We start from the raw sequence: 26,550 nt of genomic DNA, 5'->3' as shown, positions 1-26,550 counted from the left end.
TAGGGATGAAAACTGGCGGGAATTCGTCCACGGGCCCCACGCTCGGCGGCGGGATGCGTCGAGCGCACGCCTATCCTGGCCGAAATGGCCGAACTGTCCCGCGCGGAACTGCGCACGCGCCTTGACGGTCTGACCACCCGCGACGCCGCGCGCCTGGGCAGGCGCCTGAAGAACCTGCGCGACGCCAAACCCGACAAGCTGCGCCACCTCGCCGAGGAGATCGCCGGGGCGGAGGCGCTCGTCGCCGCCCGGCAAGCCGCGGTGCCGACCATCGCCTATCCCGACCTCCCCGTCAGCGCGCGGCGCCGGGAGATCGCCGATGCGGTGCGAGCGAACCAGGTCGTGGTGGTCGCCGGCGAGACCGGTTCGGGCAAGACCACGCAGCTGCCCAAGATTTGCCTCGAGGCCGGCCGCGGCGTTCGCGGAACCATCGGACACACCCAACCGCGGCGGCTGGCCGCCCGCACGGTCGCGCAGCGCATCGCCGACGAACTGGGCAGCCCCCTGGGCGAGACGGTCGGCTACACCGTGCGATTCACCGATCAAGTCAGCGACCGAACCCTGGTCAAACTGATGACCGACGGCATCCTGCTGGCCGAGATTCAACGCGACCGCCGCCTGCTGCGCTACGACACCCTGATCCTCGACGAGGCGCACGAGCGCAGCCTGAACATCGACTTCCTGCTGGGTTACCTGCGCGAGCTGCTGCCGCGCCGCCCCGACCTGAAAGTGATCGTCACCTCGGCGACCATCGAGCCGCAGCGTTTCGCGGACCACTTCGGGGGCGCGCCGATCGTCGAGGTGTCCGGGCGGACGTACCCGGTCGAGATCCGGTACCGACCGCTCGAAGTCCCGGTGTCGAGCGGTCCCGACGATGACCCCGACGACCCCGACCACGAGATCGTGCGCACCGAGACGCGTGACGAGGTCGAGGCGATCGTCGACGCAATCGGTGAGCTGGAGGCCGAGCCGGCCGGGGATGTCCTGGTATTCCTCTCGGGTGAACGCGAAATACGCGACACCGCAGAGGCATTGGGCGGACTGGAGAACACCGAGGTGCTTCCCTTGTACGCCCGGCTGCCGACCGCCGAGCAGCAGAAGGTGTTCGCACCGCACACCGGGCGCCGCGTCGTGTTGGCGACCAACGTGGCCGAGACGTCACTGACCGTGCCCGGCATCCGCTACGTCGTAGACCCGGGCAATGCCCGTATTTCACGCTTCAGCCGTCGCCTGAAGGTGCAGCGGTTGCCGATCGAACCGATCTCCCAGGCGTCGGCCGCGCAACGGGCGGGCCGCTGCGGCCGGGTGGCGGCCGGTGTGTGCATCCGTCTCTACTCGGAGGAGGACTTCGCGGCCCGTCCGCGCTACACCGACCCGGAGATCCTGCGGACCAATCTCGCCGCGGTGCTGTTGCAGATGGCGGCTCTGGGCCTCGGCGAGGTCGAGAGCTTTCCGTTCCTGGACCCGCCGGACCGGCGCAGCATCCGCGACGGCGTGCAACTGCTGCAGGAATTGGGGGCTTTCGACGCCCAGGGCGCCATCACCGAACTCGGCCGCCGCCTGGCGCGGCTGCCGGTCGATCCCCGGCTGGGCCGGATGATTCTGCAGGCCGAGACCGAGGGATGCGTGGCAGAGGTGCTGGTGCTGGCCGCGGCGCTGACCATCCACGACCCGCGGGAGCGGCCCACCGACCGCGAGGACGCGGCTCGACAGAAGCATGCGCGTTTCGCCGACGAGGACTCCGACTTCCTGTCCTACCTGAACCTCTGGCGCTACCTAGGGGAGCGGCGTAAGACCTTGTCCGGCAATCAATTCCGCCGGATGTGCCGAGATGAGTTCCTGCACTATCTGCGCATCCGCGAGTGGCAGGACCTGGTCGGGCAGCTACGCGGCATCGCGCGCGACCTGGGCGTCAGCGAGTCTGGCGACCCGGCCGACCCCGCACGGGTGCACGCGGCGCTGCTGGCGGGGTTGCTGTCGCATGTCGGCATGCGCCGCGAGGACGGGCGCGAGTATCTCGGCGCGCGCAACTCGCACTTCGTCCTCGCGCCGGGCTCGGCCCTGACCAAACGGCCGCCCCGCTGGGTGGTCGTGGCCGAACTGGTGGAAACCAGCCGCCTCTACGGGCGCACCGCCGCGCGCGTTCAGCCGGAGGTCGTCGAGCGCGTCGCGGGCGACCTCGCGCAGCGCTCCCACAGCGAACCGCACTGGGACCCCAAGCGCGGCGAGGTGATGGCCTACGAGCGGGTGACGCTGTACGGCCTGCCCCTGGTTGCGCGCCGCCGCGTGGGTTACGCCCGGATCGAGCCGGCGGTGGCGCGGGAGTTGTTCATCCGGCACGCATTGGTGGAGGGCGACTGGCAGACGCGTCATCACTTCTTCCGCGACAACGCTCGGCTGCGCGCCGAGCTCCAAGAACTGGAGGAGCGGGCCCGCCGCCGCGACCTGCTCGTCGGCGACGACGAGGTCTATGCGCTCTACGACGCGCGCATCCCGGCCGACGTCGTGTCGGCGCGGCACTTCGACGCGTGGTGGAACAAGCAGCGGCACAACACCCCCGAGCTGCTGACGTTCACTCGTGACGACCTGTTGCGCACCGGAGACACCGCCGACACCGAGCGGCCGACGGCCTGGCATTCGGGCGATCTCAGCCTGCCCCTGACCTACCGGTTCGAACCCGGCGCCGCCGACGACGGCGTCACGGTGCACGTGCCGATCGACGTGCTCGCGCGGCTGGGTGGTGACGAGTTCGCCTGGCAGGTGCCGGCGCTGCGCGAGGAGCTGGTGACCGCCCTCATCCGCTCCCTGCCAAAAGACTTGCGCCGCAACTTCGTTCCCGCGCCGGACACCGCCCGCGCAGTGCTCGACGGGATCGATCCGGCCGGCGAGCCGCTGCTGGAAGCGTTGCAGCGCGAGTTGCGCCGTCGCACCGGCGTTCTGGTGCCCATCGACGCTTTCGACCTGGACAAGCTGCCCGCGCATCTGCGCGTGACCTTCGCGGTCGAATCAGGCGACGGCACCGAGATCGCCCGCGGCAAAGACCTCGATGCGCTGCAACAACGGCTGGCCGCGCCCGCCCGCCGGGCCGTCGCGCAGGCGGTCGCCGGCGAGCTGGAACGAACGGGGCTGCGTGCCTGGCCCGCCGACCTGGACGCGCTGCCACAAGTCGTCGAGGAGACGGTCGACGGACGCACCGTACGGGGCTTTCCCGGTTTCGTCGACGCCGGTGGCGCGGTCGACCTGCGGGTGTTCGCGACGTCGGCGGAGCGGGACCACATGCTGGGGCCGGGCCTGCGCCGATTGGTGCGGCTCAGTGCGGCGTCACCGATCAAAGCCGTTGAGCGACAACTGGCCCCGCGAACACGGCTGGCACTGGGGTCGAACCCGGATGGCTCGCTGACCGCGCTGCTCGAGGACTGCGCCGACGCCGCGGCCGACACGTTGATACCCGGGCCGGTGTGGACCCGCGACGACTTCACCACGCTGCGCGAGCGGGCCGGCAAGAACATGGTGTCGGCGACCACCGACATTGCGGCCCGCGTGGAGCGGGTGTTGGCCGCCGCCCAGGACGTGCAGCTGCTCCTGCCCGACCAGCCGCCGCTCGCGCAGAGCGACGCGATCGCCGACATCCGCGCGCAGCTGAACCGACTCTTGCCGCCGGGGTTCGTTACCGCCACCGGACGCGCCCACCTGGCCGATCTGACCCGCTACCTGAACGCGATCCGCCGGCGCCTCGACCGGCTGCCGCACGGGATCGACGCGGATCAACAGCGGATGCTGCGGGTGCACGCCGTCCAGCGCGCCTACGACGAATTGCTGCACGCGCTGCCGTCCGCGCGGCGGGCGGCCGACGACGTCCGCGATATCGCGAGGCAGCTCGAGGAATTGCGCGTGAGCCTGTGGGCGCAACAGCTGGGCACCCCACGGCCGGTGAGCGAGCAGCGGATTTACCGAGCCCTCGACGGGCTGTGGGAGCGTCCGGCGGATTAATCCCCTCCCACTCTCAACCTATAGCGCACTGGGGGGCTTGCGGCAAGGCCCGGGTGATGCCGCACAATCGCTGGCCGAAGTCCGTTTTCGCTGTTACCGGGGGTGGGAATTGTTGTCGCACAGGAACGTCGACCATGGGGTGCTGGTTGTCGGGGGAGGCCCGACGGGGCTGATGTTGGCCGGTGAGCTGGCGTTGGCGGGGGTTGATGTGGCGATCGTCGAGCGGCGCGCCGACCAGGACCTCGTCGGCGCCCGCGCGGGGGGTTTGCATGCGCGCACCATCGAGGTCCTCGACCAGCGGGGAATCGCCGATCGGTTTCTTGCCCGCGGTCAGGTCGCCCAGGTCACCGGGTTCTCCCAGATCCGTCTGGACATCAGCGACTTTCCCACCCGGCATCCGTACGGTCTGGCACTGTGGCAAAACGAGATCGAGCGGATACTCGCCGACTGGGTGCACGAGCTGGGGGTGCGAGTGTACCGCGGATGCGAGGTGACCGGCCTCGCCCAAGACCATGGTCGCGTGGGCGTTGCGTTGTCCGATGGGCGATCTCTCCAAGGGGAGTACCTGGCGGGCTGCGACGGCGGACGCAGCGTGGTCCGCAAGGCCGCAGGCATCGACTTCACCGGGTGGGAACCGACCACCAGTTATCTGCTCGCCGAGGTCGAAATGGATCCGGGCACAGGCGATTCGCCGGTGTGGGGGATCCGTCACGACGCGGTCGGGGTTCATTCGCTGGCCGCGGCCGACAATGGGCGGGTGCGGGTGATGGTCACCGAGCAACGCCTGGGCCCCGCGAGCGAACCCAGCCTGCGTGAGCTCCGCGAGGCGCTCATCGCCGTCTATGGGACCGACTACGGGATCCACAGTCCCGCTTGGCTTTCCAGATTCACCGACACGGCCCGGCAGGCCGCAACCTATCGCGCCGGGCCCGTCCTGCTCGCCGGTGACGCCGCGCATGTCCACCACCCGATCGGCGGACAGGGCCTCAATACCGGCGTGCAGGACGCGGTCAACCTGGGATGGAAGTTGGGACAGGTGGTCAACGGAACATCGCCGGACAGCCTGCTCGACACCTACCACGCCGAACGGCACCCGGTCGCCGCGCGGGTGCTGCGGAACTCGATCGCGCAGATGGCGCTTCTTCGCCCGGACGACCGCACCAAGGCCTTGCGCGACACCATGTCCGAGCTCCTCGAGATGGACGAGCCCCGCAAACGGTTCGCCGGCATGATGGCCGGCCTGGATATCCACTACGACTTGGGCGACGGGCACCCGCTGCTCGGACGCCGCATGCCCGACCTCGACCTGACCACGAACGACGGCCCGATGCGGGTTTTCACGCTGCTCCACCGGGCCCGGCTGGTGTTGCTCAACCTCGGTGAACCCGGCCGTTTCGACGTAGCCTCATGGGCGAACCGGGTTCAGCTGATCGACGCGCAATATGCGGGTACGTGGGAGCTTCCGGTCCTCGGCGCGGTCGCGGCTCCCGACGCGGTTTTGATCCGGCCGGACGGACATGTCGCCTGGGTCGAGGGATACGGCGGTTGCGCGCTTGGCGACGCGCTCGACGCGTGGTGCGGCGACTCGCGCTCTTCTAGCTGCTAGTCCGGCGGTTCGTCGCCCGAGCCGCGGGTGGGGGTGCGTTCCCGGTCGCTGGGCTTGCCCGCAACGCCCTCGGCCTCCCGGTCGTCGGCGACCTTCTCCTCGAGCTGGTCGACGATGTCCTCCAGCTCCTGAGAATGACCGCGCAGGTCTTTGTCGGGTTTCGTCATATCACTTCCCATTGACTGTGGTCGGGTGCCGTGCCGTCGGTATCCAGTACCCCGTCAGCCTGGTGGTAACCCGGTGGGGGCCTGTGATCCTCGGTTCATCTTGGTCCACGTCGGGTTGACCAGCTGGCGGTGACGGACGCGACATAACGCCGCGGCGGTGGAAGTATCGCACTTGTGGCCGACAAAAAACCGCAGACCATCTCTTACCCGGCGGCCGACGGACGCCCCCGCCGCCACCAGACCGAACGACTCGACCCCCACGTCATCGTCCTGTTCGGCGCGACGGGGGATCTGGCCAAACGCAAGCTGATCCCCGGTCTGGCCTACCTGGACCAGTCCGAGCTCGCACCCGATATCCATATCGTCGCAACGTCGCTGGAAGACCTCAGCGACGACGAATTTCGCGAGATCGCCAAAGAGGCGATCGATTCGTTCGGCACGCACAAGCTCTCGCCCGAACAGTGGGCCAACTTCGCGAAGATCGTCACCTACGTCCCGCAGGGCGCCGGACCGGAAGCGCTGGCCGCGGCGGTCGCCGACGCCGAGGCCGAACTCGGTCCCGACGTCCGGCGTCTGCACTACCTGTCGGTGCCGCCGAAAGCCGCGCGTCAAGTCATCACCATGCTGCGCGACGCCAAGCTCGTCGAGCGCTCGAGGGTGGTGATGGAGAAGCCGTTCGGGACCGACTTCGCCAGCGCGGTGGCGCTCAACGACTTCGTGCACGAAACGTTCGAGGAATCCCAGATCTTCCGCATCGACCACTTCTTGGGCAAGGAGGCTGCCCAGAACATCTTGGCGTTCCGCTTTGCCAACGGCCTGTTCGAGCCGATCTGGAACCGCAACTTCATCGACCACATCCAGATCGACATCCCCGAAGCCCTCGGCCTGGATCAGCGGGCGAACTTCTACGAGGAGACCGGCGCCTACAAGGACATGGTCGTGACCCACCTGTTCCAGGTGATGGCGTTCGTGGTCATGGAGCCGCCGACGGCCCTCGAGCCCTTTGCCATCAGCGAAGAAAAGAACAAGGTGTTCCGGTCGATGCTGCCGGTCAAGCCGTCCGAAGTGGTGCGCGGCCAGTACAACGGATACCGCGACGAACAGGGTGTGGCCAAGGACTCCGACACCGAGACGTTCATCGCCCTCAGGGTCGGCATCGACAACTGGCGCTGGGCCGGCGTGCCGATTTATCTGCGCACCGGCAAGAAGATGGCCGAGGGCATCCGCATCATCTCGATCGCGTTCCGGGAGGCGCCCCGGACGATGTTCCCGCCCGGCTCAGGGGTCGGGACTCAAGGTCCGGATCACCTCACTTTCGACCTCGCCGACAACTCGAAGGTGTCGCTGTCGTTCTACGGCAAGCGGCCGGGCCCCGGCATGAAGCTGGACAAGCTGTCCATGCAGTTCTCCTCGCAGGAGATCGACACCGTGGTGGACGTGCTGGAGGCGTACGAACGGCTCATCCTCGACGCGATGCGTGGCGATCACACGCTGTTCACCACCGCCGAGGGCATCGAATCGTTGTGGGAGCGTTCGCAGGAACTGCTCGACGACCCCCCGCCGGCGAAGATGTACCAGCCGGGCACCTGGGGCCCCAACGCCATTCATCAATTGATCGCACCCAATGCGTGGCGGCTGCCGTTCGAGCGCGAGTGGCGGGACGTCAGGGGCTGATTGCACCCCGGTTAGCCGGATCCATCCCGGGCAACCCAGGGCATATGACGAATAAGACCAACACCAGAGATGACGTCGCCAGCATCCAAGCGGTAACTCATGCATGGGAGAAGGCACTCGCGGAGCACGATGTCGAGGGGCTGCTGGCCTGCTATGCGCAGGACGCGGTACTGGAAAGCCCGGTCGCCGCTCACATACTCGGCGGCCCGGGGGTATGCCGGGGTCACGATGAGCTGCGTCCCTTCCTCACCGAAGTCGTTGCTCGTACACCCGATGAACGCCAGTACCACCGCGCCGGATTCTTCACCGATGGGCACCGCGCGACGTGGGAATACCCGCGCGAGACCCCGAACGGTCCCCAGATGGACTTCGTCGAGGTCATGGAGATTGACGACGGGCTGATCACCGCCCACCGCGTCTACTGGGGATGGCGGGGCGTTCAGATCCTCATCAACGATGAGTACCACCGGGCAGACGGAAGCTAGGGGCGCGAACTCCCTCCGCTTTCCGCAGCCCACCGGAGGAGGCCGCGCTCAGCCCCTTTCGGCACTGATGTAGGTGACGGCGCCCCGGAAAGTCTTGAAGATCTCGCTGTCGGGAACGGCGAAGCCGTAGTCGGCGTACAGCCGCTCGGTGGGGTAAGGGGTGACGACCCAGCCGGTGGCGGCCAGGTGCTCGCCGGCGGGTTGGCGTTCCCCGTGCCACACCAGTTCGGCGACATCGATGTCCAGCCCGTGCTTCCGCCACGTGGTGCGCATCGCCCGGGCTCGCTCATCGCTGAACACGCCCATGTCGGTGATGTTCTCGGTCGCCAGCCGGCTGCCCGGCGCGCTGAGCGCGGTGATGTTGTCCAACAGCCGGTCCTGTGCCTGCGGTGGCAGGTACGGGAGCAGACCCTCAGCGATCCACGCCGTGGGGGCGGCGGCATCAAAGCCATTCTCTCGTAGGGCTTTTGGCCAGTCCTCACGCAGATCGATACCCACGGTTCGGCGTTCGGCGGTCGGTTCGGCCCCGATCCGGGCCAGCGTGTCGCCTTTGAACGCGATGACCGCGGGCTGATCGACCTCGTAGACCACCGTGCCCGCCGGCCACGGCAACCGGTAGGCGCGAGCGTCAAGTCCGGCCGCCAAGATGACGGCCTGACGTATGCCCGCCGCGGTCGCCGACGTCAGGAAGTCGTCGAAAAACTTGGTGCGCACGGCGATCTGCTCACGACGCTGCTGCAGTGTCAAGGGCATGTCGTCGCTGTCGAGCGGGATCTCGCCGTCCAGCATGCGGACGAAGAACGGGTGGCCGACGGCGCGCACCAAGGGCTCGGCGAACCGGTCGTCGAGCAGCGGGTCTGGCGCACGGGAGGCCAGCGCCCGGGACGCGGCAACCATCGTCGCGGTCGCCCCGACGCTGGAGGCCAGATCCCAGCTGTCACCCTCGGTGCGCGCGGAGCCAAGTGTTGACATTCGCTGCTCCCTCCCGGGATTGCGCCGCCGCGGCGGCCAATTCGCGTTCCGGAGGCTCACCGCAGACCAACCGCGCGGCTAAACCACCCGAATCGAAGGGTACTTTCTGCCTATGCCGCGGTCACTATGCACCCATGAGCTCCACGACAGGAGGCGAATCGGTTGATGGCACCCACGTTGCGCCCGCGCCGCTCGGCCTTGTACCTGCCCGGCAACAAGCCTCGGGCATTGGAGAAGGGCAAATCGCTCGCCGCCGACGTGGTCATCTTCGACCTCGAGGACGCCGTCGGGCCTGACGCCAAAGCCGATTCGAGGGCGGCGGTGTGCGACGCGATCTCGTCCGATGGTTACCGCCCCCGGGAGGTCGTCGTGCGCATCAACGGTTTGGACACCGAGTGGCACGACGAGGACCTGGCGGCTGTGGCGCGCTCGACCGCCGAGGGGGTGCTGGTGCCGAAGGTGGAGTCGGGTGACCAGGTTCGAGCGTTGGCCGCAACGCTCGACGCGCTCGACGCGCCCGAGTCGTTGCGGCTGTGGGTGATGATCGAAACGCCGCGGTCCTTCCTGCGGGCCGAGGAGATCGCCTCGGCCAGCGACCGATTGGCGGCAATGGTGGTCGGCACCAATGACCTGGTGAACGATCTGCACGGCTTGCACGTGCCCGGGCGCGCGCCCGTCGTGCCCGCGCTGGCGTTGGCCGTGCTGGGAGCCAGGGCGGCCGGAAAGGTGATCCTGGACGGGGTCTTCAACGACATCACCGACGAAGACGGGTTTCGCGCCGAGGCCCGGCAAGGCCGCGAAATGGGTTTCGACGGCAAGACTTTGATTCATCCGTCCCAGATAGGGCCGGCCAACGACCTGTTCGGCCCCTCGCAAGAGGAACTCACCGACGCCCGCAAGGTCGTCGCGGCCTACGAGGAGGCGCGGGCCGCGGGCACCAGTGTCATCACGGTGGACGGTCGGATGATCGAGAGCCTGCACGTCCGCAACGCCGAGCGGATTCTCACCCTCGCCGAGCTCATCGCGGAATTGGCATCCGCCTCGTAGGCGCCACGCCAGGAGCCAAGCGACTCACTGCTTGTCGACTTTGCCCGCGAGCTGTCCGGCGAGCTTGGTAGCCAAGTCCGCGGGGTCCTTGCGGACGACGCCGACATCGATCGCGAGGTTGTTGCGCACCGTCAGCGCGCGCTGGCAGGTCATGGTCAGCAGGACGTTGCCGTTGTCGCGCAGTGTCATCGTCAGGGTGCTGCTCAGCATGCCGTTGGTGTTGGAGACCGGCCCCACCTGCCACGCCGTCTCAGGGCTGTCCGGCCCGGCCGGGGTCGTGAATTGGCGGTTGGCGCAGACCGGCCACCGCTGCGCCGAGGTGGTGAAGAAACCGTTCGCCTCTTTGGCGGACGGGAACAGCACCAGCACCTGGCTCACCTCGGGATCCGGTTCGTTGGAGTTCGGCGGCAGGGCTGCGACCTCATCGTCGCCGCTGGCCGCGGTGTAGCCGCTGCCGGCATAAACGGGCGCCTCCCCGGGGCCGATGGCGAAGAGGCAATCGTCAGGGAATTTCCACCCGGCGGGCCACTGCTGCTTCGCGTTGTCGTCCTGGAGCTTGTCCGTCTTTTCTTTGCTCTTGGATCCGGTGACGCCCAGCGCGCTGTCGATATCCGCCGACGAGAGCAGTAAGCCGGGCAGTGCGGCCTGCGCCACCGGCGGCCGCGACGACGTCGTGGGCGACGAGCCGGAGCCGCCCTGGTTACCGCCGCCGCACCCGGCGATCAGCAATCCGATGGCCACGGCCGAGACTGCGGTTGGTATTCGGCGCATTCGTTTGCACACCCTTTTGTCGTCGCGTAGCGGCCTCAAACTTCGGCGCGGCCGGCACATGCGCCGATCAAAGCGAGAGGTGGACGGAAGCATATCCGCTGTGACAGCAAATTGCGCAAACTCACCCGAAATGACCGTCGGCTCATTTGTCGAAGCGCCGGTGATTCACCCACCGAGGTGATGGCACGCGCCGGGTCCGCATGGAGAAGTCGGGGCTCGACGCGCGTCGACAGCGCAGAATGATTCGCAGTTCAAGGGTTTCCTAGGTCAACAAAAGCGGATGGTACGGATCCCATCGCCGCGCACCTCGCGGAATGGCTCCGACGTAAACAGCGCTTGAAAGTGCGCCCGGCGATCGCCGGCTGCCGGTAAGCTCCGCCCAGCAAACACCATTTCGGAACAAGGGAGCCTGCGATGCGGCTACACCGGATTACGTCCGCAGCAATGGTCGCGCTCGCGATCCTCACGGCGGGGTGTTCGAGCGGCACATCGGCGTCAGGCTCGACGGCGAGTCAGGCACCGACGTCGTCCCCGCAGGCGTCCACGTCGTCGCCGCCAACTACACCGCCCTCCACGCAAGCCCAGTCGTTCGACCAGTCCACCTGCCTGGACATCTCCTTCGCCAAAGACAACCTGATGGTGGCCAACAACCCCGAGAAGGCGCGCAAGTACGCCGACACGCTGGAAAAGTACGGTCCGCCGGACACGGTCAAGGCCGCGATCGAGCACTTCGTCACCACCGGCGGCGCGCGGCCCGACGACCCCGATCTCGACACCAACCGGGACGCGCTCACCGCTTGGATCAAACAGGTGTGCCCCAACGTGAACCCTTGACCCGCTGATCCAGCCACCTCCGTATGACGGAATCGGGTTGCGCAGACGGGCGGCCGGATACGCGTTGCTCTACCGTTGGCTCCGCGGGTCGGGGTGCCCTCTTGTGGTGCGAGTCTCACGGCCCGGGCCGGTGGATCGACGGTGACCACGCGGTAGGTTGAACGCGGTCCCGGACGATCCGAAAGGAGACACCTTGCGTGACACCGCGGCCATGACCGACGCCGACCGCACGTGGATGGTCGACACCCTGCTCGCGCTGCTGCAGACGCCAAGCCCGGCGGGGCGGACGGATGCGGTGATGCAGCACATCGGCGACATCTTCGATGACTTCGGCGTGCCCTTCTCCTTGACGCGGCGCGGTGCGCTGACCGCCGAACTTCCAGGGGCGTCGGCCACCACCGACCGCGCGCTTGTCGTCCACGCCGACACCATCGGCTGCATGGTGCGCAGGCTCAAGGACAACGGGCGCCTCGAGGTCATCCCGGTCGGCACCTTCTCGGCCCGGTTCGCCGCGGGCGCGCGGGTGCGGATCTTCTCCGACGACCCCGACGAATTCATCACCGGCACGGTCATGCCCCTCAAAGCCAGCGGCCACGCATTCGGCGACGAGATCGACCTGCAGCCCACCGACTGGGAACACGTCGAGGTGCGCGTCGACCGCAAGGTCTCCTCCCGGGAGGACCTCCTCCGTCTCGGCCTGCAGATCGGCGACTTCGTCGCCCTCATCGCCAGCCCCGAACTGACCGCCGACGGCTACATCGTCTCCCGCCACCTCGACGGCAAGGCGGGCGTCGCGATCGCGCTCGCCCTGGCCAAGAACTTCGCCGAGCAGAAGCTGGTGCTGCCGCACCGCACCATGCTGATGATCACCATCACCGAGGAGGTCGGCCACGGGGCGAGTCACGGGTTACCCGCCGACGTCGCCGAATTGGTTTCGGTGGACAACGCCGTCTGCGCGCCGGGACAGCATTCCATCGAGGACGGCGTGACGATACCGATGGCCGACCTGCACGGGCCGTTCGACTACCACCTGACCCGCAAGTTGTGCCGGCTCGCCGAGGAGCAGGGCATCCCGTGCGCGCGCGACGTGTTCCGCTTCTACCGCTCAGACGCCGCCGCGGCGATCGAGGCGGGCGCGGGTACCCGCGCCGCGCTCGTCGGCTTCGGCCTCGACGGCAGCCACGGTTGGGAGCGCACACATCTGGACTCGCTGCAGGCGGTCTACTGCCTGCTGCACTCCTGGCTGCAGACGCCACTCACCTTCGCCAAATGGGACGCCAAGCCTTCGGGCAAGCTGCGGGACTTCCCGTCGTCCAAGCAACCCGCCCCGAGCGAGCGGTGGGTGCCGCTGGCCCGCGGGGAACACGATTCCCCGGGCGAGGCGTCGCCGGGCTCGCATTGGCCGCCCTCGGAGGGTCCCCAGGCCTGAGACGCCAACCCCTAACGGTCGGCGCGGGGGATCCGGTCTGCGCGCCAGCACCGAGACTTCATGGGGACGTCTATCGCTTCGGCATCAAAGAATCGCTCGTTCAAGGCGGCGCGGGCATTGGCCAGTCGCGCCGCGCGCTCATCCGGCGACGCGATGATCACCCTGCTGTAGGTGCCGACCATCGAGACGACGTCGTCTATGGTCATGGTCCGCACAAACGTGAACGTCTCGCGCGAAACGTTGTGGAAGATCTGCGGGTCGGGAAGCACGACGTTCTCGTGGCGCCGGCGGAAGCGGTCGGGGGATTCCGCCTCGGGCGTCTCTTCGCCCGGAAGCAGGTCCAGGTTCCGGACCCAATCCACCTCACGGTCTCGACTGGTCCAAATCAAGCCGAATCGCCCATGGTCGCGCAGGACGCGGCCAATCTCGGGAACTGCGCGCTGGGGATCCATCCAGTGCCACGCCGAAGAGACGAACACTGCGTCGACGGAAGCGTCGGGAAGCGGGATCGACTCACCCGTGCCTTCGACGGCACGCACCTCGGGCGACCGCTCGGTGAGCACCGCCCGCATGCGTGCGTCGGGCTCCACGGCGATGACCGTCGCCGCCCTGCTGATCAGCGCGCGGGTGAACAGGCCGGTGCCCGCACCCAGGTCCACGGCCACGCCGCACCGGGGCGGCACCAGCCAGTCCACCGCTTCTTCCGGAGGCCGCGGACGAAAGCCGTCGTAGTCGTCGGCGATCGAGCCGAATGACATCGCGCGTTCCTGGCGATCGGTCATATCCGCCAAAGTAATCCGTCTTGCTGGGCGGGAGGTGGGAAGGAGTTGTGCGTCACCACAGCGCACTGTGGTTGACGAGCGCGTCGGTCATCAGCCCGATCCCGAAGACCAGGAACAGAAGTCGCACCGATATCGGGCCGTAACGCGTCAGGGCACGCACGAGACTGCGCTGAATGCGCTTGGCTCGCATGGTTTTCCTCATCGAAAGCGTAAGGATCATCAGCGGCGGGGAAAGCGCGATGGCCCAGTAGACCAGGATGACCAACGGCCAGAGCGGCGGCCTCGGGTGTAGGGCGGCGAGCATGGTCAACGCGGTGAGATAGGGGATGGCGGTTGGCGCTTGGCCGCTACCGACCGCCAACCCGAGGAACCCGAGCAACCACGGGCGCTGGCGCATCGCCGCCAACGCCCAGCCGGGCGCCGATGACTGAGCGGTCAGCGGGAAGTAGGCCAGACCGGTCAGCACCACGCCGAGCGCCAACTCGCCGCGAAAACGGATCGCCGGTGTCACGTGGAAGCCGACGACGTGGGTCAGGAAGCTCAGACCCAGCACCGTGCACACCCCGAACGTGGTCGTCACGGCGAACACGCCCGCGACGAAGCTGAGGGCACCCGGAACCGGCGACCGGCGATTCAGCCGACTGTCGAAGATGACCGCGGAAACCACACCCAGGTTGAGGACGTTCAACGAATCGAGAAGCGCCAGGCCGGCAAGCGCCAGCACAAGAGCAGCCACCTGCCAGAGCCCCGCTTACCGTGCGATCTCGCGGGGTGCGCACATCGAAGCGGCGATCATGCTGCAGACAATACGAGGCGAAGACCCGGCTGTCCGTCTGAGGCCGGGTGCGTTGGGCCACGCGGGTGGATCACCGGTGCGATTCATATGGGTTTCGATCCGGTCTCGGGGCATGGGGCACCGCGGATTTCGGTGTCGCGCGGACAAGGATGCGAAACATGAGGCAGACGCGGGAGCCCGCCGGTGGCGCGTGAATTCTCCCGCCAGGCCTTCCTGCGGGGTACTGCCGGAGCGCTGGCCGCCGGTGCGGTCTTGGGCGCGGGCCGGGCCGCGGCCGCCCCGAATCCCACCGGCTGGGAGGGTCTGTCCACCGCCATCGGTGGACGGGTGCTGTTGCCGGACAACGGTGGGTTCGGCTCGGCCAAGCAGGTCTTCAACACCAACTACAACGGCTTGACGCCCGCGGCGATCGTCACTCCGACGTCGGCGGCCGACGTGCAGAAGGCCATGGCGTTCGCGGCGGCGCACAACCTGAAGGTGGCTCCGCGCAGCGGCGGTCATTCCTACATCGGCGCGTCCACGGCGAACGGCGTCATGGTGCTCGACCTGCGCCAGCTGCCGGGCGGTATCAACTACGACGCCGCCACCGGGCAGATCACCGTGACGCCGGCGACGAGTTTGTATGCCATGCACGAGGCGTTGGCCGGCGCGGGCCGGGGCATCCCCACCGGCACCTGCCCGTCGGTCGGCGCCTCCGGGCATGCGCTGGGCGGGGGACTGGGCGCCAATTCCCGCCACGCGGGCCTGCTCTGCGATCAATTGGTTTCGGCCTCGGTGGTGGTGCCCGGCGGCCAGGCGGTGACCGCGTCCAACTCCAGCAATCCCGACCTGTTCTGGGCGTTGCGCGGTGGCGGCGGCGGGAACTTCGGCGTGACCACTTCGCTGACGTTTGCGACGTTCCCGACCACCGATCTCGACGTGGTGAACCTCAACTTCCCATCCGAGTCGTTTGCGCAGGTTCTGGTGGGGTGGCAGAACTGGCTGCGCACCGCCGACCGGAACAGCTGGGCACTGGCGGACGCCACCGTCGACGCGATGGGAACGCATTGCCGGATCATGGCGACCTGCCCGGTCGGGTCCGGGGGCAGCGTGGGGGCCGCCATCACTAAAGCCGTTGGGGTGCAACCCTCGGGGACCGAGAACCACACGTTCAACTATCTGGACCTGGTGAGGTATCTGGCCGTCGGGAACCTCAACCCGTCACCGCTTGGATATGTCGGCGGATCCGACGTGCTACCCGTCGTCAACGCCGCCACCGCCCAGGGGATCGCCAAGGCCGTCGAGGCATTTCCCCGCGGCGCCGGGCGCATGTTGGCGATCATGCACGCGCTGGACGGCGCCCTCGCCGATGTCGCGCCGGGAGCCACCGCCTTCCCATGGCGCCGGCAGTACGCGCTGGTGCAGTGGTATGTCGAAACCGGTGACGCGGCGGCGGCGACCAATTGGCTCAGCACCGCGCACCAAGCCGTGCAACCCTATTCGGTCGGCGGTTATGTGAACTACATCGAGGCGAACCAGCCCGCCTCGCGGTACTTCAGCTCGAACCTGTCCCGGCTGACCGCCGTACGCCAGAAATACGATCCCGGCCGAATCATGTTCTCGGGACTCAACTTCTAGTGAATGGCGTGGGCGTCTGACGTCGGGACATAATCCCCACCATGACCGACACGGTAAAAGTCACGCTGAATCGCAATAGCGTTGCGATGGGCGATGACGTCGAGTCCCATCGGGTCTTCTGGATCTTCCCCGGCTCGGCCACCGTCGACGATTTGCTCATCGAAATCTCCCGCTACCTGCCGGGGGTTGCCGGACCGGTCGGGTGGTTTGTCGACGTCAACACCGACGATCAGCTGCGTCGCCGCGAGCTGGGGCTGATCTACACCCGCGACGACCTTCGGCAACCTGCACAGTTCTGCAGACTGGTGACGGGCAGTACGACATTGGGCGACCTGGCCCGGATGGCGAAGCTTCCGGACCTTGATGTGTACGCCCGGTACCTGACCTGGGACATGGGGCGCCCGCTCGCGTTGAGCGAGGTGACGGGCGGCCCCACCTACACCGGGGCCCAGCCGGCCAAGCTGGAATCGGAAGCCGCCGCACAAGCCAAAACGGACTGGGTTCTGGACCGCGAGCTGGATCGCCGCGCCGCGGCGGTCGCTACCGCGCGGCGTGACTGGATTCGCGCCAACATCGTTTCGGGGAGCACGCCGCCACCCGGGACCGAGGTCTTCATCGCGCGGAACTTCCATTACTTGGCCGATCTGCACTGCCCGGCCAGCATGAATGTCGCCGCACAGCTGCTGGGGACCGATGAAGCGCGATACAAGAACCTGGAAGAGACAACCGATTTCGATGCGCGCCCGGCGGTGGTGACGCTGGCGTTGGTGCTCGCGGCGTTTGAATGGAACACCACCCGCGGCAGCTGGCAAGCCGGCGGACGCCCATACCTCAAGCCGTATTTCGAATACCTCGCCGGTCGCGGCTACCGGCTGTCCCCGATAGAACACGTCATGGCCGGGCACATCACGGCCGCGCAATTGAAGCTCTCGGCGGACGACACCACCAGGCTGGACCGCATCCGGCAGTTGCGCAATCTGCAATACCAGCTGCGCATGAACCGCTATTACAACAAGACGCTGGCCGATGACCAATATCGGACGGCGATCGCGTCTGTCCACGCCGAACTTTCGGAGCTCGGGGAGCTTCCCGGGCCGGTGTAGCCGTCTCTGCGGGTGAGCCGACTTCCCGGCTGGCCCCGGCCCGCCAGTGCTGCAGGTCGGCGCGCCCGAACCGGCTGGTCGAACTAGCCTGAGGCGCTGAGGATCTTGATCGCGAAAACGAGCGAGTCGCCCGGCCGGATTCCCGCGCTGGGCTGACCGTTCGGGTAGCCATCCGTCGACGTCATCGCGACGGCCACCGTGGAGCCGACCTTCTGTCCCGCGATGGCCTTCTGGAAGCCCGGCACGACCCCGCTGAGCGGGAAGTCGATCGGGGCGCCGCGCTGGTAGCTGCTGTCGAAGACGGACCCGTCACGCCCGTTGACCCCCATGTAGCAGACGGACACCGTGGCGGTGCCCGGCACCACGGGTCCGTCGCCGGCGTGCAGCGTATGGACCTGGGTCTGCGTGACGCTAAACGGTGTCGTCACGTCCACCCGCGGAGCGGCCGTATCCGTGGAACCGGTCACCGCGACGCTGCCCGTGGTTCCGGCCAGGGTCCAGTCGGGGGTGCCACCGGCCGGCGGTGCCGCGGTGGGGCATGAGCCGGCCGCGGTGGCGTCGTTCGACGCGGCGATCGCCAGAACACTCGCCGCGACGCACGCCGCGACGGAGGAATACACCAGGGAGGACTTCACGGGCGTCACGCTACAGCCAGTGATTGCGCACGTTGGCGCTGCCCTCAGCCGGGTCGCGGGCGAGCGCGAAGGCTGACGAAGCGACTTCACTGCGAACCAAGCGGCCTTCTCGGGCTTTCGTCTATTCTTCAGATGCGCGCTGCTGTGGACCCGAAAAGTGCCGGCGGCCCGGCGGAACGGAGCGATCGAATGCCCTCACCTCGCTTGCTTGCCCCACTGGCCGTCGCGGTGGCGGCGGGCGCCGCCCTGGTTGGGAGCGCTGCCGTCGCGACCGCCACCACACCCCAAGACGAGGCATACCTCGCCCAATTGCGCGCCGTCGGCCTGTCGTGGCCGCCCCAGACGGAAGAGGCTCTCATCGGCGAGGCCCACCTCATCTGCTACGACCTCACCTGGGGTTGGACGCCACAACAGATCGCCGACGACGTCCACGCCCACCTGAACGCGAGGGGCGTGACGCTGTTAGACGTCGGAACCATGGTCGACGCCGCGCACTCGGTCTATTGCCCCGGCAACGTGTGCGACGCCCCCACACTTTGCACATGAGGGCGCGTAGGGCTCAGAACGCCCCGTCGCCCTAGCCTGTCGCGGGTGCACGGCACCACATCGACTCGCCGAAGCGACGGACCCAAGGGCAGCGGAAAGCGGCACGGACGGTCCTGCCCAGCAACGACCGAGAACACGCCAACAATGAGCAGAACTGCTCGTGAGGTGTGCCGTAGCCATATCCTGCTTGCAAGGCCACCCGACCGATCGAGGGGAACGGTGTCACTGACACGAAGCCGACGAGCGCTGGTCGTGTTGGCGACGATCGGCCTCCTCGTGTTCGCGGCGATGTTGTTCGGTGCCGGCGATGCCTCGCGTCGGGCGGTCATCGCCTCGGCGGGGACAGTCGTCGGGGGTGTATTCGCCGCCGGGTGCTCGATCAGCGCCGCGCGCAGGTCTCGAAGCCGCCAACGGTTTGCATGGATCGTCATGTCGATCGCCCTGGCCGGTTGGACGGCCGGCGAAGCGGTGTGGTTCTACGTCGCCCTGGGTGGCGTTCTGCCGGCCGCGGATCTTTCGGCGGCCAACATGGGCTACCTCATCTTGCCGCTGTGCGCGTTGATCGCCGCCGTTGCGATTCCGAGTCGGGATGATGCCCGATTCGGCGTCGGCCTCCTGCTCGACGGCATCCTCATCACCGCCTCGCTAGTGGTCGTCCTCGTCCTCCTGCCGCTGGGTCGCTCGGCGCACCCATCACAGACGGTGAGCGTTCCGCGGATCTTGTTGGCTACCGCCGCGGGCGTATATGTCGGGCTGGTTGCGATGAGCTTCATCATCGTGAGGAAGGCCGAGACGGGCCGCAAGCTTTCCCCGACGCTGATGACACTGGGCTGGGGAGTCATTGCAGCGACCGGGGTGGTCCACGTCTACCAGGATTACGCCTACCAGTTGCCGAGTGACCTGGTCCTTCTTGGCTGGGCCGGCGGAATGTACTTCTTCGCACTGTCCGGTATCACCTCTCATCCGACGCCGGAACCCGACCTCGGGTTTTCGCGACCCTCGTCCAGGGCGTCACTGTGGCTGCCGTACCTGCCGGTGTTGCTGGCCATTGTCGTTGGCGCCGTACACTTTTGGCCCACATACCGGGGCGAGGCGTTCGTCTTCGTGGTTTGCGTGGTGCTGTTCCTCACCACCCTGATCCGCCACATCCTGCTGCTGGACCGCAAGCAACGCCTCCTTGTCGCGGTGACTGACGCGGCGCTGCGCGACCCGACAACGGGGTTGGCCAATCAGCGACTCTTCGACGATCGCCTTGCGCACGCGCTGCGCTTACACGTTCACCACAGCGTGCCGGTCAGCGTCCTGGTGGTGAGCGTCGACGATTTCAAGCTGGTCAATGACACGCTCGGTGAGGATGTGGGCGACCAACTATTGCGCCGCGTCGGCGAACGAATCCAGGCCAATACCAATGACAGTCACACGGTTGCGCGGATAAGCGGGAACGAATTCGCCGTCCTGGTCGAAGACCGTCCCGACGTGGCCGCGCAGGTGGCCAACGGTCTGGTCCGGTCTTTCGAGGAACCAGTCGACATCGAGGATCATCGCCTGGACGTTCGGGTGAGCATCGGCGTGGCCTCGGCCGGATCGGGACTCGCCGCCGCTCCGACGTCGGGCGATCTGATCAAACAGGCGGATGCGGCTCGCTCCTATGCCCAGCTGGCGAGCGCCACCAGTGTGCGGACCTTTGCCCCCGGAATGGACGCCCCGCTTGGCGGGTCGCCGGCATACGAGGGTGCCATCGCCCGACTGCAACTGCTCGGAGAACTGCGACGCGCCATCGAGAACGGCTCGCTCACCCTGCTATACCAGCCGAAATTCAGCATGTGGACCGGTTCCGTCACCGGGGTAGAGGCGCTCGTCCGCTGGCAACACCCGCGATCTGGCGTGCTGGAGCCTGACAAGTTCTTGCCTCTGGCCCGCGAACACGGGCTGATGGACGCCCTCACCGATCTGGTGCTGTCACGCGCCGTCGCCGATGCTGCCGCCTGGCACAGTGCAGGTGCCGCGATTCCTGTCGCGATCAACCTGGGGGCGCCGTCCGTCGACCAGGATTCGCTGCCCGATCGCATCATGTCCGTGCTCGACAACTACGGGATGTCGCCCAGTTCCCTCACGATCGAGATCACCGAGGATTTGGTGGTCGCCGACCTGGCGAAGGCGCGCACCGTGCTGAATCGTCTCCGCGAGAACGGTATCCGGGTGGCCATCGACGACTTCGGCAGCGGCTATGCCACCCTGACTTATCTGCGCGAGCTACCGGCCGATGAAGTCAAACTCGGCCACGAATTCGTCGCACCGATCCTGCATGACGACCGCGCCGCCACCATCGTGCGCTCGGTGATCGAGTTGTCATCGGGGTTTGACATCACCACCGTTGCCGAAGGCGTCGAAGACTACGAAACGGCCCATCGGCTCAAGGAATACGGTTGCGACGCCGTACAAGGGAACTTTTTCTGCCCACCGTTACCCGCTTCCGAGATCCCGCGGGTCCCCGCGAACTCGGCGCTCGCAGCGCAGTAGTTCGGCGGCGCGGGTCACCCGTTCTCCCTCGCTCCGTAGGCGGCGGCGATATCGGGGGAGCCCGGCCATCCCGAATAAGTCGGGCGCGAAGGCCACCCTTCCGGTGAATCCAGCCACTCCTCCTGCCGTCCCCAGGGCAGGATGTCGATCAGCCCGAACGTGTGGCTGAGTTGCTCGGTGCCTCGCCCGTTCGTATGCCACGTGCGGTACACGGTGTCACCATCGCGCAGCAACACGTTGACCCCGAAGCCCCCGCCGGGCGGCGCGTCCATGTCGGCGGCGAAGGAACTCTGCGACGACGAATACCACTCCATGCGGTTGCCGACCTTCCGCTGGTAGGCCAGGGCTTCCTCGATCGGTCCGTTGGTGACGATGACGAACCGGGCGTCGTAGTTGTCGAGGAAATCGAGCCGGGTGAATTGCGACGTAAAGCCTGTACACCCGCTGCACTGCCACTCCGCGCCGTCGGACCACATGTGGTGGTAGACGATGAGCTGCGAGCGGCCGCCGAACACATCGACCAGGCGGATGGGCCCGTCAGCGCCCACCAGCGTGTAGTCGACCAGTTCGACCATCGGTAGACGCCGGCGCTGGGCGGCGATCGCGTCCAGTTCGCGGGTGGCGGCCTTCTCACGTTTGCGCAATCCATCGAGTGCGGCCCGCCAGGTTTGCTGATCCACGACTGGCGGCAAGGCCGTGCGTTCAGAAGACATCGGGTCCACCTTTTCCTTCGATTGGCTCTTCTCCTAGGGTCTGACCGGTGAAGTACCCGGAATTCATCGCAGGACCGCCGTGGTCGCGGGAGCGTCGTCGGCGTGCACTGGGCTCTTGACCCCTTCGCCCCGCCTCGCTTCGATGAAGGTTAGGCACGAGGGGAGGCCCACGATGAGGACGTTGGTTCGCCACCTTGTCGTCGTCGCCATGATGGCGTTCGCGTCGACGGCAGCGGTGACGATCGCGACGCCGGCGGTGAGTTCGGCGGACTGCGCTGACAACGAGTGGTGGGACCCGACGGGCAAGGTATGCCGGCCACTCGGCGTCGGCCCGCAGCCTTTAGCGTGCGATCCGGGTCAGTGGTGGGACCCCACGGCTAATGTGTGCCGGCCTCTTGGCGTCGGGCCGCAACCGCTCGCGTGCGACAACGGCTGGTGGTGGGACCCCGGCGCCAACGTCTGCCGTCCGCCCGTGGTACCGCCGGCGGGCTAGTAGGAACGAATCGCTGGACCCACGATGCCGTAACCAATTGGGTTGCGGCGTCGGTGCGTCAACAATCGCCCGCACGCGGCTCTCGCGGGTCTACGATGTGGCCGTGGCGGACGTGACGGTGGCAATCTTCACGTTCACCAGGAACGAAGCGGTCGCCGTAACCGACTTGCTGGCAAGCCTTCACGTTGACCTACCGGTAGACGGCACAACGGTCTGGACGCCGGCAGCGCCGGGCGGAAAAGTTCTGGAGGGTCGCCTGTCCGACGGCCGGACAGCCAGGGTGGAACACCATCCCCTCAGCGCCCAGGGGAATGTCGTGGCCGCGGCCGCTCTCAGCAGATCGACTCGGGAGAACCGGGCCGACTACTACCTCTTCTACGGCTGTTGCGGGACTGTCGACCCGAAGCTTGTAGGTCAGGTTTTTCGGGCCGCGAGGGTGTCATACCTGTCGTTGGGAGTGGTGGTCGCCTCGCCCGACGGCGAGGTCGTCAAGCTGAAGAACAAGTGGATCGTCCGCACGCAGCCCGACGAGCAAGCTCCGCTCGAAGCGATCGAGATGCGGGCGGGGTCGGCAGGTGCTCCGGGTTCGGTGTCGGGTCTGGACCTTCCCGATGCGCACGTTCTGGCAACCGACAAAGTAATCAAGGTGTCACCTGGGGTCGCACCCGTGCCGATCGATTCGAGCGGTCCGGTCTACGCCAGGGAGGACTGGACGTATTCCCTGGCGCTGGCCCTGTACTCCGGAACGGCGACCCAGCCCGTGCTCGTCGACATGGAATCCTTCGGCATCGCTTCCGCAATGCGCTCGTTGGGCCTGTGTGAGCGAGTGCTCGTGCTGCGCGTGGTAACAGACGCCTTGAGTGACAAAGCAGATCAAACCGAGGAGGACCAACTCGACTTCCTGAGGGCAGGCTTGCCGGAGCTGGCCTCCGCGGTAGCGACCATCTTGGGCATCTCGACGACGCCGGAACGCAAACCGCGGGCACTCGAGGAAGAGGTGCGAAGGTTGCGGGCCGGCATCGTGATGGCGGCGCCCTCGACGCGCGACCCCAGGGAATCAGAACTGGTTCGTGTCGTCTCGGCCGCGTCGCTCGCCTGGGACGGGCAGCTCGACCGGGTTGATCGCTTCTCTCGTCCGCTCCTGCCATCGGGCGCCCAGATCGCAGAACGAGCCAACGCCGGCATGACAGCACGGCTTTTCTTAGAACAGGTGGCTTCCGATTTTCGACGCGTGGCATCCGTCGAACTCGATCTTCGGGAGGTGGAAGCACAACGTAGTTCGGACCAGGGCGCGGCGGCCCTGCAGCGCACAGGTGTGGTGAGCCGGCCGGTAGCCCCGTTAGCCGTCGGTCAATACCTTGCGTCCTATGAGCGTGACGCGGATGCGGACCTGGGGCGCGCGTTGGAGCCATGGATGCAGTCCGCGGACGCGGCTGACCGCGAATCGCAATGCGCCGCGTCATTCGGCGAAGTCCTCGGTCCCCTGGTTCACGTCGCATTGGGCACGGCGAACGACCACGCGTCGATGGTGCTGCCCGACTGGTCCGACGGAGTGGGGGAGTTGTGGTGCAAAGACTTTCTGATAGCAGGGTCTGAGATCCTCAAAGACCCGGAATTGCTTGTCTCACAACAGTTTTGAGTGAACTACCGGCACAAGTAGCAGCGACGCGCCTAATGGTGGCCTGCCGTATCGCTCTGCATCGAGTCGTCGGCGGCCAGGCCGCGCGCACGCTTGTTGGCGTACATGCGTTCGTCCGCCAAGCGCATGACATCCTGTACTCCCGCGGCAATCCCGGCGCCGAAATCCACCGGATCAGCAAACAAACGTGCGCTGGATGAGCTGCCTGGTTTGGGCTAATGCGTCGGTCCTCGCCCGCCGGTGAACTCTCTGACGAGCAGCTGAAGGCGTTCCGAGTCGTAGCCGGGGCGTAGCCGTCCGGTAAGGGTGAGGCTGACCAGTCCGTGCAGTGCGGCCCACAACACCTCGGTCAGCGCGTCGGCATCCCGCTCATCGGCGACCAGGCGGACCGCGTGACGCAGCTCGGCGAACGCTGCTGCCAGCTGAGGCGGTGTGTCTTGGGCGGCGAAGCGCAACGTGGTCGTGCGGGTGAACATCGCGTCGTAAACCGCCGGGTTGTCGCGGGCGAAGTCGAGATAGGCCTGGGCGATCCGGGTGAGGGCGTCGGCGGCCCCACCCGCGTCCGAGCGGGCGGCCCGAATCGCGTCTGCGAGTTCGCCGAATCCATCGACGGCGACGGCGTCGGCGATCTGCTCCATGCCGGTGAAGTGCTTGTACAACACAGGCTGGCTGTATTCGATTTCGGTCGACAGCCGGCGGGTGGTGACGACGTCCCAGCCTTCGGCCTCGGCCAGCCTGCGGGCCGTAGTGACGATCAGCCGCCGCCGGGCGGCCCGCTCACGCTCACGACGATCTTCGATAGCCATGCCCGAATGGTAGCACGACTAGAAAAACTAGCATTGCTATTGACGCCGACCGGCGGAAGGGTTAGCGTCGCTAGCAGTTGCCAGTGAGAGGAGATCGAAATGGACTTGGATTTCGTCACGCGTGCTGTCGCACTGATCGCGGTGCTGGGCACCGCGGTGGTCTACGGCACCGATGTGTTCTGCGCGATCGTGTTGCGGCCGGCGTTGGCGGCGATCGACAACGACGCGTTGGTCGCGGTCATGGGGAGGGTGCATCGATACGGAGATCGGCGAATGCCCGTGCCCGGCGTACTCGGGATCGTCGCCGCCGCGGCGAGCGCGGTGCTGGCCATCGTCGCCGCGCACTGGCCGCAGGCGATAGCGGCGGCCGCCGCACTGGTGTTGCTGTTGGTCTGGCTTGGGCTCTACACACAGGTCAGCGCGCCCATCAATCGACGACTGACAGCGGCCGCCGACGCCGGACAACCACTCCCGAGCGGGCGCGTGCTGCAAGCGAAGTGGGACTCGGTCATCGATGCCCGCGCGGTGCTCCAGGGTCTGGCCGTGGCCGCCCTGTGCGTCGCGCTAGCGATCTGACGGGCTCATAACCGGCCGGGTTCGACTGAAGGAGAACCGAGTTCGATGTTTCAGCTCAGGATTTACACTCTGCGGTCGCCAGCAGCTCTGGAGCAGTATGCAACGGTGCACTGGGCCCGCCATCTCGCGACCTTCGAGACCTTCGGAGTGACCACTTCCGGTGTGTGGACCGAGCAGAGCGGCGGCTCAAACCGGCTCGTCGCGCTGATCCGCTACCCACCGGGCGCAGACCCCGAACAACTCACGCGCCACATCATGGCGAGCCCGGAATTCGCCGCCGACATGGCCGGCTTCGACGTCGGTGACATCGTCGACGTCCAGACGACACTGCTTGACCCGACCTCGTTTTCACCAATTCACTGACCAAACCCACAGGAGTGCTCGACATGACCGTCACCATCATTGGCTACACGCTCGCCGGACTGCTCGCGGCGGGCATCATCTTCATCGGCGCACGCTTCCGCGTCGCGCCGCGTGTCGCCGCCCCCGGCTACGGGGTGCTGCCTGATCCGGACCAACCGGGTGCGGGCGCGTATTTGAGCGCCAAAGGCGTGCGCGACATCGCCTCGGGGCTAGTCGTCGTCATTTTGATGGTCGCGGGCGCGACGCACCTGGTCGGCTGGGTGATGTTGGCGGCCACCATCATTCCGGTCGCCGACGCGGCCATTGTGTTGCGCAACGACGGCTCCAAGTCGATCGCCTGGGGCGTCCACGGCGTGACCGCCGCCGTCATGCTCGTCACGACCGCGCTGCTGCTCGTCTCCTAACGCGGTGGGCCGCGGCGGCTGCCGGAGCAGTGCACGACGGCGAGCGCTGAGTCCCCTTTGAGGTTTGGGTGTCAGTGCTCGTCGTAATGTCCGTCGTGCGCAGCGTGCCGACAGCCGTCATGCACGTAGTCGACGTGGTCCCCGTGGGGGATCGCGACGTGGCCACATCCGTCGCCGTGCCGGTGATCGTGGTGCTCGTGCACCGTGTGGCCGGCCGGCTCGCATTCGTCGTAGTGGTTCTCGTGCTGCCGATGAACATGACCGTCGTGGACGTAGTCGACATGGTCACCGTGCGGGATCGCGACGTGACCGCATCCCGCGCCGTGTACGTGTTCGTGCTGAAGGTGCTCGTTGTGCAGTGTGCCGGTCATTGTTTTCATCACCGCCCGTACCGAAATTGAATTCGCGCGCTATTGGTGCGACCGAGAGCCCCACAGTAACCCCGGACTCGTGCACGACGCCAGGCATGGCCGTAAGTCATCTGCCCGCTGAGCCGGCCCGCGGTGACGCTTGGATCCAACGGCGTGGGGCGCTCGTTGGAGGGCTGCCTCACGAAGTGCCGCTAGGCCTTTCGTCGCGATG

The 26,550-nt window shown here is 67.0% G+C and carries 27 protein-coding genes; 16 read left to right on the top strand and 11 right to left on the bottom strand.

The annotated features are described in order from the left end of the window. Window positions 1-84 precede the first annotated feature (84 nt). Both hrpA and A5713_RS03550 read left to right on the top strand, forming a co-directional pair. Window positions 85-3,990 (top strand): ATP-dependent RNA helicase HrpA, encoded by a 3,906-nt coding sequence (gene hrpA, locus A5713_RS03555; RefSeq protein ID WP_068092553.1) that lies wholly within the window; start codon window positions 85-87, stop codon window positions 3,988-3,990. A gap of 112 nt (window positions 3,991-4,102) precedes the next feature. Beyond that, window positions 4,103-5,596, top strand: a complete 1,494-nt coding sequence (locus A5713_RS03550) for an FAD-dependent monooxygenase (RefSeq protein ID WP_255398335.1) — start codon at window positions 4,103-4,105, stop codon at window positions 5,594-5,596. Here the strand turns inward: A5713_RS03550 and A5713_RS03545 are convergent. After that, the gene (locus tag A5713_RS03545; protein ID WP_068092549.1) at window positions 5,593-5,775 is read right to left on the bottom strand and encodes a hypothetical protein; all 183 of its coding nucleotides are present in this window, start codon (window positions 5,773-5,775) and stop codon (window positions 5,593-5,595) included. The genes A5713_RS03550 and A5713_RS03545 overlap by 4 nt on opposite strands. Before the next feature lie 162 nt (window positions 5,776-5,937). Here A5713_RS03545 and zwf point away from each other — a divergent pair, with 162 nt between their 5' ends. Then, window positions 5,938-7,437 (top strand): glucose-6-phosphate dehydrogenase, encoded by a 1,500-nt coding sequence (gene zwf, locus A5713_RS03540; protein ID WP_067916979.1) that lies wholly within the window; start codon window positions 5,938-5,940, stop codon window positions 7,435-7,437. A 44-nt stretch (window positions 7,438-7,481) separates the two neighbouring features. After that, window positions 7,482-7,922 carry a nuclear transport factor 2 family protein gene (locus A5713_RS03535; protein WP_068092545.1) on the top strand — a complete coding sequence of 147 codons (441 nt, stop codon included), beginning with the start codon at window positions 7,482-7,484 and terminating at the stop codon, window positions 7,920-7,922. Between the two features lie 48 nt (window positions 7,923-7,970). Here A5713_RS03535 and A5713_RS03530 read toward each other — a convergent pair whose 3' ends face one another. Beyond that, the gene (locus A5713_RS03530; protein ID WP_068092541.1) at window positions 7,971-8,894 is read right to left on the bottom strand and encodes a class I SAM-dependent methyltransferase; all 924 of its coding nucleotides are present in this window, start codon (window positions 8,892-8,894) and stop codon (window positions 7,971-7,973) included. Window positions 8,895-9,059: 165 nt separating this feature from the next. Between A5713_RS03530 and A5713_RS03525 the strand changes: the two genes are divergently transcribed. Continuing rightward, window positions 9,060-9,941, top strand: a complete 882-nt coding sequence (locus A5713_RS03525; RefSeq protein ID WP_068092538.1) for a CoA ester lyase — start codon at window positions 9,060-9,062, stop codon at window positions 9,939-9,941. Between the two features lie 24 nt (window positions 9,942-9,965). Here A5713_RS03525 and A5713_RS03520 read toward each other — a convergent pair whose 3' ends face one another. After that, a complete protein-coding gene (locus tag A5713_RS03520) occupies window positions 9,966-10,682 on the bottom strand; it encodes a sensor domain-containing protein (RefSeq protein ID WP_231980238.1) in 717 nt (238 codons plus the stop codon). Window positions 10,683-11,156: 474 nt separating this feature from the next. Here A5713_RS03520 and A5713_RS28110 point away from each other — a divergent pair, with 474 nt between their 5' ends. Next, entirely contained in the window at window positions 11,157-11,546 is a 390-nt protein-coding gene (locus tag A5713_RS28110; protein WP_156751729.1) for a hypothetical protein, read from the top strand. 193 nt (window positions 11,547-11,739) lie between these two features. Next, entirely contained in the window at window positions 11,740-12,975 is a 1,236-nt protein-coding gene (locus A5713_RS03510) for an osmoprotectant NAGGN system M42 family peptidase (RefSeq protein WP_102417793.1), read from the top strand. 11 nt (window positions 12,976-12,986) lie between these two features. On the opposite strand, the gene A5713_RS03505 is transcribed toward A5713_RS03510, so the two are convergent. Beyond that, on the bottom strand, window positions 12,987-13,757 hold the full coding sequence (locus A5713_RS03505) for a class I SAM-dependent methyltransferase (RefSeq protein ID WP_068092524.1): 771 nt from the start codon (window positions 13,755-13,757) through the stop codon (window positions 12,987-12,989). Window positions 13,758-13,809: 52 nt separating this feature from the next. Then, complete coding sequence (locus A5713_RS03500; RefSeq protein WP_068092521.1) at window positions 13,810-14,493, bottom strand: GAP family protein; 684 nt, start codon at window positions 14,491-14,493, stop codon at window positions 13,810-13,812. A 243-nt stretch (window positions 14,494-14,736) separates the two neighbouring features. Between A5713_RS03500 and A5713_RS03495 the strand changes: the two genes are divergently transcribed. Both A5713_RS03495 and A5713_RS03490 read left to right on the top strand, forming a co-directional pair. Further along, window positions 14,737-16,170, top strand: coding sequence for an FAD-binding oxidoreductase (locus tag A5713_RS03495; RefSeq protein ID WP_068092518.1), 1,434 nt, complete (start codon window positions 14,737-14,739; stop codon window positions 16,168-16,170). A gap of 41 nt (window positions 16,171-16,211) precedes the next feature. Further along, on the top strand, window positions 16,212-17,273 hold the full coding sequence (locus A5713_RS03490; RefSeq protein WP_068092515.1) for a hypothetical protein: 1,062 nt from the start codon (window positions 16,212-16,214) through the stop codon (window positions 17,271-17,273). An 83-nt stretch (window positions 17,274-17,356) separates the two neighbouring features. Here A5713_RS03490 and A5713_RS03485 read toward each other — a convergent pair whose 3' ends face one another. Beyond that, window positions 17,357-17,908 (bottom strand): FKBP-type peptidyl-prolyl cis-trans isomerase, encoded by a 552-nt coding sequence (locus A5713_RS03485; RefSeq protein WP_369804362.1) that lies wholly within the window; start codon window positions 17,906-17,908, stop codon window positions 17,357-17,359. A 189-nt stretch (window positions 17,909-18,097) separates the two neighbouring features. Here A5713_RS03485 and A5713_RS03480 point away from each other — a divergent pair, with 189 nt between their 5' ends. Together A5713_RS03480 and A5713_RS03475 are read left to right on the top strand one after the other, a co-directional pair. Continuing rightward, window positions 18,098-18,454 carry a DUF732 domain-containing protein gene (locus A5713_RS03480; RefSeq protein WP_067916961.1) on the top strand — a complete coding sequence of 119 codons (357 nt, stop codon included), beginning with the start codon at window positions 18,098-18,100 and terminating at the stop codon, window positions 18,452-18,454. A gap of 543 nt (window positions 18,455-18,997) precedes the next feature. After that, window positions 18,998-20,974, top strand: a complete 1,977-nt coding sequence (locus A5713_RS03475; protein WP_197516284.1) for a bifunctional diguanylate cyclase/phosphodiesterase — start codon at window positions 18,998-19,000, stop codon at window positions 20,972-20,974. Between the two features lie 14 nt (window positions 20,975-20,988). Here the strand turns inward: A5713_RS03475 and A5713_RS03470 are convergent, their stop codons facing one another. Together A5713_RS03470 and A5713_RS29005 are read right to left on the bottom strand one after the other, a co-directional pair. Beyond that, window positions 20,989-21,687, bottom strand: coding sequence for a DUF899 family protein (locus A5713_RS03470; protein ID WP_068092505.1), 699 nt, complete (start codon window positions 21,685-21,687; stop codon window positions 20,989-20,991). 63 nt (window positions 21,688-21,750) lie between these two features. Further along, the gene (locus A5713_RS29005) at window positions 21,751-21,969 is read right to left on the bottom strand and encodes a hypothetical protein (RefSeq protein WP_197508976.1); all 219 of its coding nucleotides are present in this window, start codon (window positions 21,967-21,969) and stop codon (window positions 21,751-21,753) included. Here A5713_RS29005 and A5713_RS27265 point away from each other — a divergent pair. Together A5713_RS27265 and A5713_RS03460 are read left to right on the top strand one after the other, a co-directional pair. After that, window positions 21,899-22,180, top strand: a complete 282-nt coding sequence (locus tag A5713_RS27265) for a hypothetical protein (protein WP_369804366.1) — start codon at window positions 21,899-21,901, stop codon at window positions 22,178-22,180. The two genes, A5713_RS29005 and A5713_RS27265, sit on opposite strands and share 71 nt — an antisense overlap. Window positions 22,181-22,283: 103 nt before the next feature. Next, complete coding sequence (locus tag A5713_RS03460) at window positions 22,284-23,819, top strand: hypothetical protein (RefSeq protein WP_156751728.1); 1,536 nt, start codon at window positions 22,284-22,286, stop codon at window positions 23,817-23,819. Between the two features lie 32 nt (window positions 23,820-23,851). Here the strand turns inward: A5713_RS03460 and A5713_RS28105 are convergent, their stop codons facing one another. Continuing rightward, window positions 23,852-23,989, bottom strand: coding sequence for a hypothetical protein (locus A5713_RS28105; RefSeq protein ID WP_197508978.1), 138 nt, complete (start codon window positions 23,987-23,989; stop codon window positions 23,852-23,854). A gap of 45 nt (window positions 23,990-24,034) precedes the next feature. After that, window positions 24,035-24,625 (bottom strand): TetR/AcrR family transcriptional regulator, encoded by a 591-nt coding sequence (locus A5713_RS03455; RefSeq protein ID WP_068092498.1) that lies wholly within the window; start codon window positions 24,623-24,625, stop codon window positions 24,035-24,037. 99 nt (window positions 24,626-24,724) lie between these two features. Here A5713_RS03455 and A5713_RS03450 point away from each other — a divergent pair, with 99 nt between their 5' ends. The 3 genes from A5713_RS03450 to A5713_RS03440 are packed head-to-tail and all read left to right on the top strand — an operon-like array spanning window position 24,725 to window position 25,968. Then, complete coding sequence (locus tag A5713_RS03450; RefSeq protein WP_068092494.1) at window positions 24,725-25,201, top strand: DUF1772 domain-containing protein; 477 nt, start codon at window positions 24,725-24,727, stop codon at window positions 25,199-25,201. 45 nt (window positions 25,202-25,246) lie between these two features. Then, window positions 25,247-25,564, top strand: coding sequence for an NIPSNAP family protein (locus A5713_RS03445; RefSeq protein WP_067916949.1), 318 nt, complete (start codon window positions 25,247-25,249; stop codon window positions 25,562-25,564). Between the two features lie 23 nt (window positions 25,565-25,587). Further along, the gene (locus A5713_RS03440; RefSeq protein WP_068092709.1) at window positions 25,588-25,968 is read left to right on the top strand and encodes a DUF4267 domain-containing protein; all 381 of its coding nucleotides are present in this window, start codon (window positions 25,588-25,590) and stop codon (window positions 25,966-25,968) included. A gap of 71 nt (window positions 25,969-26,039) precedes the next feature. On the opposite strand, the gene A5713_RS29000 is transcribed toward A5713_RS03440, so the two are convergent. After that, window positions 26,040-26,339, bottom strand: coding sequence for a hypothetical protein (locus tag A5713_RS29000; protein WP_082972758.1), 300 nt, complete (start codon window positions 26,337-26,339; stop codon window positions 26,040-26,042). Window positions 26,340-26,550 lie beyond the last annotated feature (211 nt).

This window comes from Mycobacterium sp. E2497 (assembly GCF_001668695.1).
In the GTDB taxonomy this organism is placed as follows: Bacteria; Actinomycetota; Actinomycetes; order Mycobacteriales; family Mycobacteriaceae; genus Mycobacterium.
This window is presented reverse-complemented; position numbering and strand designations above follow the sequence as displayed.